The sequence below is a fragment of the Corallococcus sp. CA049B genome (assembly GCF_003611685.1).
Taxonomy (GTDB): domain Bacteria; phylum Myxococcota; class Myxococcia; order Myxococcales; family Myxococcaceae; genus Corallococcus; species Corallococcus coralloides.
The window spans coordinates 30,440-41,121 of the sequence record NZ_RAWC01000063.1; the positions used below are offsets into that span (position 1 = coordinate 30,440).

Consider the following 10,682-nt stretch of genomic DNA (forward strand, 5'->3'; position numbering starts at 1 on the left):
GGATTGGAAGGGAGGGGGCGGGCGCGGACGGAGCTGCTTTCCAATTCCTGGACCGGTCTCCGGATTCTGGAATCAATAGGACGAACGTCCCGCTGGGAGCCAAAGGATGCCTGAGCCCGTGAAGGATGAAGCGCTGCAGCTGCTGCTCGCGCGCGCGGACGACCGCCGGCCGGTGCTGGAGGAAGGGCTCCCCGCGGACTCCACCCGGGATGCGCCCAGGCCCGCGCCGCTCCCGCGCCGTGCCGAGGGCATGACGCTGGAGCGCCCCGACGCGAACCCGAATGACCTGGCCTCGCAGCGCTGGGGAGTCATCGCGCCGTCAGGCACGACGGGCGATGCCCTGCTTCGCGCCATCGAGCCGCTCCTCCAGCACCGCGAGCAGGAGCAGGGCGCTCCCGTGATGCGCTACCGCGTTCCTCCCGGCATGGACGCGAACGCGGCGGTGCGCTGGAAGGAGTCGGTGCACCGGGCCGAGGACGTCCCCGAGGAGGAACGTCCCAGGTACCTGCTGCTGCTCGGGGACCTGCCTGACGTGTCCATCGAGTTGCAGCACGGGCTCGCGCATGGCGCGTTCGTGGGGCGGCTTCACGTGGGGCTGCCCGGCGGTGAACCGGACCTCGCGGGCTACACGTCCTACGCGGAGAAGGTGGTCGCGGCCGAGAAGCGGGGCGCGCCTCCGGAGGCCCCCGACATGCTCCTGTACACGGCGCGGGACGGGACGACGGCGACGACTTCGGGACACCAGCTGCTGGTGGAGCCCTGCCGGCAGGTCATGGAGACGCGGTGGAAGCAGAAGCGGCCCGCGTTGAAGGTCCAGGAGGTTCCCTATGACTATGCGGACGCGGACGCGCTCCTGGAGGCCGCGGCCGGTGCGCGCTCGGCGGTGATGCTCACGGTGGCGCATGGGTTGGGGCGGCCCTCGAAGGGCTGGGCTTCTCCCCAGGAGCAGCGGGCCATGCAGGGCGCGCTGACGCTGGGTGGAGGCCCACCGCTCACGGGCGCACTGCTGCGCGACACGCCCTTCCTGCCCGGAGGCATGTGGTTCAGCGTGGCGTGCTTCGGCGCGGCGACGCCGCCGGACAGCGCGTTCCACGCATGGCTTGCGCAGATCGCCGCGGCTGGCGGGTACGCGGGCCGTCCTGACTCCGTGCTGCACAGCCTGCCCAGGGCAGGGGAGCGGCCCTTCATGGCGGCGCTGCCCCAGGCCCTGCTGGCGAACCCGCGCGGCCCGCTGGGCATCATCGGCCACAGCGACCTGGCGTGGACGCTCGGGTTCCTGGACTCGGAGGACATGACGCGCAGCCGTGCCTCGCGGGTCCTCTCCGCGCTCCAGGTCCTGTCCCATGGCAGCCGCGCGGGCGTCGCCCTGGACTCGCTGATGAGCGCGTACCGGGGCGTCAACGACGCGCTGCTGGCGGGCTACCGGGCGCGGCAGGACGCGCAGGTGTATGGCATTCCGGATCCGGTCGACCCGAAGCGACAGGGCTATCAATGGATGCTGCGCAATGACTTGCGCGGCTATGTGCTGCTCGGAGATCCCGCCGCGAGGCTTTCAGGGCAGCAGCCGTAGCGTCGGCGGCGGCGTCACGAGCGGATCCCGTCCCTGGACCCGCTCACATTCCGCATAGCCGCTGCGCGCCTGCTCCTCGGTTTCATCCAGGTAGCTGCGACGGACGTCCGGAGGAAGGCAGTCCTTGTTGACGGCCCGGAGCCGCCGCTGGAGCTCCGAAACCTCCAGGGGCCAGAGCTGTGCCTGGGCATCGGTGCACACCGTCAGGACCTGGTTCCCGGCCGGACTGAACTCGGCGGAGGCGACTTCCGACTCACAGCCCTGGAGCACCAGGGGCGTGCCCGTCCCGTCCGCCCTCCACACCCGCGCGGTCCTGTCCTCGGAGGCCGTCACCACCTGGCGGCCATCCGGGCTGAAGCCGGCGGAGGCGACGCGGTCCAGGTGTCCCTTGAGCACGACGGGCGTGCCCGTCCCGTCGGCCTTCCACACCCGCGCGGTCTTGTCCTGGGACGCGGTCACCACCCACTGGCCGTCGGGGCTGAAGCCGGCGGAGAAGACGGCGCCCCCATGTCCCTTGAGCACGACGGGCGTGCCCGTCCCGTCCGCCTTCCACACCCGCGCGGTCTTGTCCTGGGACGCGGTCACCACCCACTGGCCGTCGGGGCTGAACTCGGCGGAGGAGACGTCACCCCCATGTCCCAGGAGCACCACGGGCGTGCCCGTTCCATCCGCCCTCAGCACCTTCGGGGTTCGGCCCGACGCGGTCACGACCCACTGACCGTCGCGGCTGAACCGGGCGGAGTGCGCTTCGTCGTCACCCAGCACCCGCGGTGTCCCGCTCCCGTCCGCCCTCCACACCTGGGGCGCGCCGCCGAACCAGCGCGTGGTCAACACCGACTGACCATCCGGGCTGAACTCCGCTGAGCCGATGGGCCTGAGCGGATCCCCGCGCATCACCACCGGAAGGCCTGTCCCATCCGCCCGCCACACCCGCGCACTTCCGTCCTTGGAGACCGTCACCACCTGGTGTCCATCCGGGCTGAACGCGGCCGACGAAACGGAGCCCGCGTGCTCATCGAGCACCGCGAGGATTCCAGTCCCGTCAGCGGTCCAGACGCGCGCCGCGCCGTCGGTGCCCGCCGTGACGACCCGCTGCCCATCCGGACTGAACCGCGCGGACCAGACCCCTTCTCCTGGCCTCTGGAACACCACGGGGAGCTCCGGCTCGCCCGCCCTCCAGACCTTGAGGGTTCCATCCCTGGACGCGGTGAGGATCCGTTGCCCGTCCGGACTGAAGCGCGCGTCCTGGACCCAGCCCTGGTGCCCCTTGAGCACCCGGGGCGGGATCATTCCATCTGCCTTCCACACCCTTGCGGTCCCGTCAGAGGACGCGGTCACCACCCACCGGCCATCCGGGCTGAACCCGGCGGAGGAGACAGGGGCTTCATGTCCTCCGAGCACGACGGGCAGGCCCGTCCCATCCGCCTTCCAGACCCGCGCGGTCTTGTCCTCGGAGGCCGTCACCACCCACAGGCCATCCGGGCTGAACCTGGCGGAGTACACGTCCCCTTCGTGGCCCTTGAGCACCACGGGCGAGCCCTTCCCGTCCGCCTTCCACACCCGCGCTGTCTTGTCCTCGGAGGCCGTCACCACCCACAGGCCATCCGGGCTGAACTCGGCGGAGGAGACGGGCCGGGTGTGCCCCTTGAGGACCACGGGCGAGCCCTTCCCATCCGCCCGCCACACCCGCGCCGTCCCGTCGAACGACGTGGTCACCACGCGCCGCCCATCCGGGCTGAAGCGCGCTGACAGGACCGAGGCCTCGTGCCCGGCCAGCAGCACGGGCTTGCCGGTCCCATCCGCCCGCCGCACCTGCACGCTCATGTCCGCCGAAGCAGTCACCAGCCACTGGCCATCCGGACTGAACCTCGCGGAGTGAACGGTGTCCTCGTACCCCTGGAGCACCACGGGCGTGCCCGTCCCATCCGCCCGCCACACCCGGACGGTGGCGTCCCGGGAGGCGGTGACAACCCATCGCCCGTCCGGGCTGAACTCGATGGATCCGACTCGGCCCACATGGCCCGTCAACACCACGGGGGTGCCCGTCCCGTCCACGCGCCATACCCACGCGGTTCCCTCCTGGGAAGCCGCCGCCACCCGCTGGCCGTCCGGGCTGAAGGCCGCGACCTGCAGCGGAGACGCTCCCTGGAAGGTCACCTCCGGAATGGGCTCCTTCAGGAAGTCATGCGCCAGCTGCGTCCACCACCGCGCCTGCTCGGGAGCGGGCACTTCGAGCAGCAGCTTCGTGGCCATCGCGGTGTAGCCGCGGCCTTGCAGGTCACGAGCCCCCGTCATCAACGCCAGACCCCGCGCGTCTCGCGCCTGCTTGTCGGCCTCCTGCTTCGCGTTCTCCGCGTCCGTCTTCGCCCGCTTCGCATGGGCTTGTTCCGTCAAGGCCCAGATGAGCAGCAGGGTCATCAGCACCGCCACGCCCGCCGCCACCGACGCCAGGATGATCAGCCTGCGCCGCTCCGCCGCTTCACGCCGGCGCTGTCGTTGCGCGGACTCACGCTCGATGCGTTGCTGCTTGAGTTCGAAGACCTTGCGAGCGAGCCAGTCGTGGCCCAGCTCGAAGTACCGGCTGCCCTGGTGCTGCTCCGCGTGCAGCACCGCCGCCGCTTCCAGGTGCGTCAGCACCTCATCCGCGTGCTCGGGTGGCAGCTCTGCGCGGGCCTCCTGCTCCGTCAGCAGGGTCCGGCTGCCGTCGCTCGCGATGAGGTGCTGCTCCAGCAACCGGCGCGCCGCCCGCTTCTTGTCGGAGCCGAGCGCGTCCAGCGTCGCCTCCAGGTAGCGGTGCACCATCGGCTCCGCGGCGACAGGCTCCACGGCCTGGCCCCGCGCCCGCTCGTCCCACAGCGCCCGGCAGACGATCTGCGCGAACGCGGCCTGCACCTCGGCGTCATCGTCCTGCTCGCTCTGGCCCGCCATGCGCACCTGCCGCATCAGCGCACGCACCTCCTGCTCGGACCAGGGCTGCGAGGGCAGGCCCTTCTCGGTGGCCAGCCGGCACGACACCTTCACCATCTCGCCCACGGTGAGCGGCCCCAGCCGGAAGCCCTGCTCCAAGAGCTCGCGCCGGCCCCGCACGCGGTCGCGGAAGCGCCCCAGGTAGTCCTCGCGCATCGCCAGCACCAGCTGAAGCCCGCGCACCGGCTTGCGCGCCAGCGCGTCCAGTCCCTTCAGCAGCGCGCCCGTCGCCTCCACGTCGCGCCCCGGAAGGAAGAGCTGCTCCAACTGGTCCAGGTAGATGAGCACCGGCCGGTCCGAGCGCTGCGACGCGAGCTCCAGCGCCGTGTCCAGCGCCTCCGCGGTCCCCGCCTGCTCCGGCGGCGGCCCCAGCTCCAGCTCCGCGTGCATCGTGCGCACGAGCCGCGCCAGCGGAGCCTCCCCCGCGAGCCACCCGTCGATGCGCACCGTGCGGAACTCGTGCGCCTCCTCCAGGAGCGGAATCACGCCGGCCTGCATCACCGACGACTTCCCCGCGCCCGAGGGGCCGAAGAGCGTGAGGCACGGGTGCGCGAGGATGCGGTTCACCAGCCGCTGCGTCACGGTCTCGCGGCCGAAGAAGCGATCGCTGTCAGACGCGCGGTAGGGCTGCGGCCCGAGGAAGGGATTCTTCGGGGCGCTCATCGCGAACCTCCCGGCGTCCCCGTGCCCAGGGACTCCGCCACCGCGCCCGCTTCCGCCTGCACCACCTGGATGCCCGCGCCCGCGGGAAGGCCCCTGCCAGACTTCCACGACTCCGCCTCATGCACCCCGGGCTCCAGCAGCACCAGGCTCTTGCGCGGGAGCGGCCGGCGTCCGAACAGCCGCGACAGCAGCATGCGGTGGTGCCATGCCAGCAAGGACAATCCCACGAGCAGCGCGGGCCGGCTGTCCAGCGCCCCCAGGATGGCGTCCGCCAGATCCGGCGGCAGGATGGACTCCAGGTCCCGCACACCGTGCAGGTAGTCGTCCTCCGTGAGCAGGGGTGTTTCGAAGACGCGGTCGGGCAGGTAGCCCCGGTACAGCCTCACCAGCGCCACGTCGCGCAAGGGGTCGAAGTCCAGGGGCAGCGCGTCGAGCGGCTCCCAGCCCTGTCCCGGCAGGCGCCGTCGGATCAGCGCGGAGCCCTCGTCGGGGGACGAGGGCTGGATGACATACAGCGGCAGCTCCGGCCGGTGCAGCGCGAGCGCGTGCTCCAACACGGGCATGCGCAAGAGCGTGATGTGGACGCCGGGCTTCAGCCGCCGCGCCAGCGCCTCCACCAGCGGCAGCGTGGGCGTCGCATCCCGGAACACCTCCTGGAAGTGCGAGTCCAGCGTCTTGGGCCCGAAGCGCAGCGTGAACCGCTGCGCCAGCGCGCTCATCGGCAGCGCGTCCGGCACGGCCCACGGCGTGCCCCGCATCCGGCCGTGCAGAAGCTCCCGCAGGCCCTCGTCCGTGATGCCCCCGTGGTCGCCCAGCACCAGGGAGAAGGGCCGTGCGACCAGGTCCACCAGCCCGCGCAGGGACGGGTCCTCTGTGCGCGCCGGTTCGGCCTGCACGGGGGCGCGGGGCGCGGTGTTCGTCCGGGCGGGCCGGAAGGAGAAGAGGGTGGTGTCACTGCCCCGCAGGTACAGCACGGGGGAGAAGGCCTCGGCGCTCTCGCCGAACTCCGTCAGCACCGTGCTGCGCGCGTCGTGGAGGCAGCGGGCCACGTCGCCCCGGTGCCGCGTGTCTCCCACCAGCGAGCGGTAGAAGGCCCGCGAGCACGCGCGCGCCACGTCTGTCTTCACCGGCCACAGGTGCGCCACCACCGCGTCCGCGCCGCCCTGCGCGAGCAGCTCCGCCGCGCTCGTCAGCGCCCCCGGTTGAGCGCCCTGACAGGCTTCGAGCACCACCAATCGCAGATCACCCCGGAAGGCTCCCGCCAGCTCCTTCGCCAGCAGCTCCACGGAGAGCCCCGCGGACGCGCCGTCCGCGTCCGTGAGTTGCAGGACCGGAGCCCCCTTCGCGTCCACGCCGCCGTGACCGATGAAGTGCAGGATGTGCGGCGCGGGTTCCGAGCGGAGCCGGTCGATGACGTAGTCGCGCCGCGAGCGGGCCCCTGCGAGCGGCTCCATCCACTCCAGCGCTCCGGAGTCGATGGCCGGCTGGAGCATGGCGCGCAGGCGGGCCGGGGCCTCTTCGTCCAGCGGCGAGACGACGAGCAGCCGCACGGCCCCGGTGACCTCGCGAGGAAGCCAGGGCTTCGTGGACTGCACCCCGCGCACGATGCACAGCTCCGGCGAGATGCCGAGGAAGTCGAGCGGCCCGGACGGCCCACAGAGCGCCTCCCAGGGAAGCGCCTGGAGCTCGCGGTCCCGAGGCAGGAGCCGCAGCAGCAGTGGCTTCTGGCTCGCGGTGTTGCGCGACACACCGCGCAGCTCGAGCAGCACCTCCTGGAGCCCCTCGCGGAAGAGCGCGGAGTGCAGCGCCCGCGCCTGCTCGGGAGACTCCAGGGGCACCCCGCGCACGGCCGCGTCCCGCACCCACTCACCGAAGCGGCGGAGGGACTCGCGCGAGTGCGCGGGCCCCAACCTGTGCGGCGCGGGCTGCTGGCCGCCGCTGCCTCGCGCCGTGGCGCTGACCTCATCGCCCGCCAGCGCGAGGTCGACCTCCAGCCAGTATCCGGGCGCCGCCGTTCCGCTCGTGCTCATGCACGTGGGAGCCTACCCCGTCCACACGGCACCCGAAGCAGGCGGCCGTCTCAATAGAAGGTACGGCCGAGCATGGAGGCCTCGACGACAGCCGTCTCGCCATACACGGAGATGTACCAGGTGCCCTGGCTCGGGTAGTAGAGCGAGCAATACTCCAGGTTGCTGTCCGTGGCGCCGGAGCGGCAGGTGTAGTTCGTCAGCGTGGGCGCTCCGCCGTAGCGCACGTAGAGGGTGCCATTGCCGGTGCCCTTCTGGAGCGACACGGTGAACGCGGGGATGCCCGACGGCAGGGTCAGGGAGTAGTGCTTCCAGCCGCCCTGGGCTGCGTTCACGTGCTGCAGCGTCGCCCGCGGCGCGGTGTTCAGCCGCGGGGTCATGTAGTCGATGAACCCCTTGAGGTAGTCAGCCCGCTCGAAGATGTTCGGCGCCGAGCAGCCCAGGTTGTAGCTGGCGACCCCCACCAGCTTCTTCCCAGAGGGACCGTCCACCACCAGCGGGCCCCCCACGTCCCCCGTGCAGAAGGCGTTGCCCTGCGCCGAACCATCCGCCCCCAGCTGGTCGGTGGTGAGGGGTTGTCCCAGCGCCAGGGAGGCATCCGCGTTGGACATCAGCGGCACGCTCATCTTCTGCAATGCGTCTGGGATTGCGCTGCCCGGGGTCGTCTGCCCCCAGCCCGAGAGCGTGGCGATGACCCCCGGGGCGGTGTAGCCGGCGGAGACATCCGCCGCAGTCGCCACCGGCAGGGCCGCCACCGTGGTGCCATTGAGCGTCAGCGGGGTCATCAATCGCAGGAGGGCCGCGTCCTTGCCCTGCGTCACATCCCACGAGCCAATGAGGGGAATGATGTCCAGCAGCGTGCTCACCTGTCCCGCGCTGCTCATCGACGACAGGCTGTTGCCGCCCGCCACGACCCGCAGGGTGCTGGGATGCGGGGGCGTCACGGTGCCGGTCCCCAGCACGCACTGGCGTGAGGTGAGGACCCAGTGGGTGTTGATGATGGTGCCGCCACACAGGTGGTTCCCGGCCGTGTCCTGGAGGGACACCATCCAGGGGAACTCACCGGCGGCGGCGGGCGTGGCCCCCAGGAGAGGCCGCGCAGTCCGCGCCACTGGCGGCGGATCACTGACCCCTTCAGGGCCACAGCCAGCACCCAGGGACAGGAGGCCCAGCGCGACGGTGGCGCGCAGGGAGGGGGACCACGGGAAGGACGAGCGAGAAAAGGACATGTCGCCACTCTATGACTTGTTTTCACCGCTTGAACTGGGAGCGTGGCTGTCATGGATGCGAAGGCGTATCGCTGGCTCATCAATGAGTTGGACAAGTGGCGGGTCCCTGTCGACCTGTTGGAACTCCACAAGCGCGGACCCGCGGTGTTCGACGCGCTGGTGGAGATTGTCGAACAGGGCCAGCTCTCCATCCGGCAGCGAAAGAACGCGCTCTGGGCGCTGAGCGACCTGTGCATGAGACGGGGAGCCTTTCTGGAGCGGAACACCCTCCTGGAGCGGCTCGCGAAGACCCTCATCGTTGGTAACGAGCAGGAGCTGCGTGAGGTCGCGGCCCGGGTGCTGGTGCACCAGTTCTCCCTGCAGGAGTACCACGTGGACCTGCGGCCGCTGTTGAGCGCCGAGGAGTTGAAGTCGCTGCTGGAGCGCGCCGAGGCGCTGGGGTTGAGCGACGAGGCCCGCGACCACGTCTGGCAGTTCTTCAATCGTGCCACCGCGCGGCGGCGCTTTTACATCCGCCACGCATCGGTGGCTGACGGGGTGATCCTCGAAGACATCCGCCGGGCGGCCTTCGAGCCCGTGTTCGCGTCGTTCCGCGCGCTCCTGGGCGAAGAGATCTACGAGCTCGCGCAGGCGAAGCAGGACGCAGTCCAGGCCGACATGCTTCGAGGACTCATCGCTCCGGACTCGGGCTGGGACGTGTTCGTGGCTGAGGTCAACCTGCGCGTGGTCGGCTTCGTCGCGGTGAGGGTCGACCCGGAGACGTTCATTGGCGAGATAGGCCTGAACGCGGTCCATCCCGATCATGCCGGACACGGGGTCGGGACGTCGCTCTACGAATACGCGCTCGGCCACATGAAGCGCGCGGGCGCCAGGGTCGCCACCGTGGCGACCGGTGGCGACGCGAGTCACGCCGCGGCGCGGCGCGCCTTCGAGAAGGCCGGCTTCCATGCCGCCATCCCCAGCGTGTGGCTCTGCCGCCTGCTGTAGCGGTGATTCGCGGGGCTGGTCGCCGGATATATCAGCCTGATATATCCGGATGGAGGAGGCAGTCATGGCGAGGGAGAGCACCTGTCGGTTCGCCATCCTGGGGATGCTGTGCCGGGAGCCGATGAGTGGGTACGACCTGCGAAGCGCCATCGAGCGGTCGGTGGGGCACTTCTGGCAGGAGAGCTACGGCAACCTGTACCCGACGTTGGAGCGGATGGCGGAGGAGCGGCTGGTGGAGTTGGAGCCGGCGGAGCGCACGCAGGGCGGACGGGTCCGCAAGGTGTACCGGGTGACGGCGGCGGGACGGACGGCGCTCGCGGAATGGCTGAGGCGGCCGGTGCTCCCGCACGTCGAGCGCAACGAGCTGTTGCTCAAGCTCTTCTTCGGGGCCCAGGTGGGGCCCGCGGACTCCCTGGCACAGGTGGAGCGCAGCCGCGCCGAGGCGGAGGGACTGCTGACCGTGCTGCGCCTCATCGACGGGGACGTCCGCCACTCCCGGAAGGACGATCCGGAGTTCGCCTACCAGCACCTGTCGATTCGCGCGGGGCTGCTCGGGCTGGAGGCGCACCTGCGTTGGTGTGACGAGGCGCGCGAAGCACTTGAGCGGCTGAAGCCGGCGAAGAAGAGGGGAGCGCGATGAGCGGTCATCCGGACGAAGGAGCGGGGCGCCTGCCCACGCTCATGCCGTGGCTCGCCCTGGGTGTCGGGGCCGGGATGGTGCTGTTGCTGAACACGGAGTGGGCAGTGCTGCCCGGCTGGCTGATGGGCGCCCTGTTCCTCTTCTTCTCCCGGCGGCAGCGTCCCGTGGTGGGCTTCGTGGGGCTGCTGGTGGCCAACACCGTCGCCGCTGGCGTGGCGAACCTGGGGGTGTTCCCGGGCTCCGCCGCGAGCGCCTTCGGCATGGCCCTGGGAGGCGCGGTGGTCGTCGCGGGGCTGTACCTGGCGGACCGGCTCGTCGTGGGGCCGCGCAGCTCCTTCGCGGGGACGCTCTTCCTGCCGGCGGCGACGACGGGGCTGGAGCTCTTCAGCAGCCTGGGCAACCCGTTCGGCACGTGGGGCGTGCTGGCCTACACCCAGGCAAAGGTGCCGGTGCTGGTGCAGTGGGTGTCGGTGACGGGGTTGTGGGGTCTGACGTTCGTCCTGGTGTGGTTCGCCACGGTGGCCAACTGGGCGTTCGAGCACCGGGACACGGGGCGCCGCGTCCTGCCCGGAGTGGCGGTGTACGCGGCGGTCCTGGTG

The 10,682-nt window shown here is 71.1% G+C and carries 6 protein-coding genes and 1 pseudogene; 4 read left to right on the forward strand and 3 right to left on the reverse strand.

Going from position 1 to position 10,682, the window contains the following annotated elements; translation table 11 throughout:
• Positions 1–106: 106 nt before the first annotated feature.
• Complete coding sequence (locus D7W82_RS16565) at positions 107–1,570, forward strand: hypothetical protein (RefSeq protein ID WP_120619282.1); 1,464 nt, start codon at positions 107–109, stop codon at positions 1,568–1,570.
• Here the strand turns inward: D7W82_RS16565 and D7W82_RS16570 are convergent.
• From D7W82_RS16570 to D7W82_RS16580, 3 genes are read right to left on the reverse strand one after another with little or no spacing between them, the layout of a single operon-like run.
• Complete coding sequence (locus D7W82_RS16570; RefSeq protein ID WP_120619283.1) at positions 1,553–5,200, reverse strand: hypothetical protein; 3,648 nt, start codon at positions 5,198–5,200, stop codon at positions 1,553–1,555. The genes D7W82_RS16565 and D7W82_RS16570 overlap by 18 nt on opposite strands.
• Positions 5,197–7,230, reverse strand: a complete 2,034-nt coding sequence (locus D7W82_RS16575; RefSeq protein ID WP_120619284.1) for a CHAT domain-containing protein — start codon at positions 7,228–7,230, stop codon at positions 5,197–5,199. The genes D7W82_RS16570 and D7W82_RS16575 overlap by 4 nt, the downstream gene beginning before the upstream one ends.
• 50 nt (positions 7,231–7,280) lie before the next feature.
• Positions 7,281–8,456 (reverse strand): trypsin-like serine protease, encoded by a 1,176-nt coding sequence (locus D7W82_RS16580; RefSeq protein WP_120619285.1) that lies wholly within the window; start codon positions 8,454–8,456, stop codon positions 7,281–7,283.
• Between the two features lie 51 nt (positions 8,457–8,507).
• Between D7W82_RS16580 and D7W82_RS40970 the strand changes: the two genes are divergently transcribed.
• From D7W82_RS40970 to D7W82_RS16595, 3 genes and pseudogenes are all read left to right on the forward strand, one after another.
• Positions 8,508–9,443, forward strand: a complete 936-nt coding sequence (locus D7W82_RS40970; RefSeq protein WP_233587661.1) for a GNAT family N-acetyltransferase — start codon at positions 8,508–8,510, stop codon at positions 9,441–9,443.
• A gap of 64 nt (positions 9,444–9,507) precedes the next feature.
• On the forward strand, positions 9,508–10,083 hold the full coding sequence (locus tag D7W82_RS16590; protein WP_120619286.1) for a PadR family transcriptional regulator: 576 nt from the start codon (positions 9,508–9,510) through the stop codon (positions 10,081–10,083).
• A pseudogene (locus D7W82_RS16595) lies at positions 10,080–10,682 on the forward strand (apolipoprotein acyltransferase); the annotation flags it as partial. The gene D7W82_RS16590 and the pseudogene D7W82_RS16595, both read left to right, overlap by 4 nt.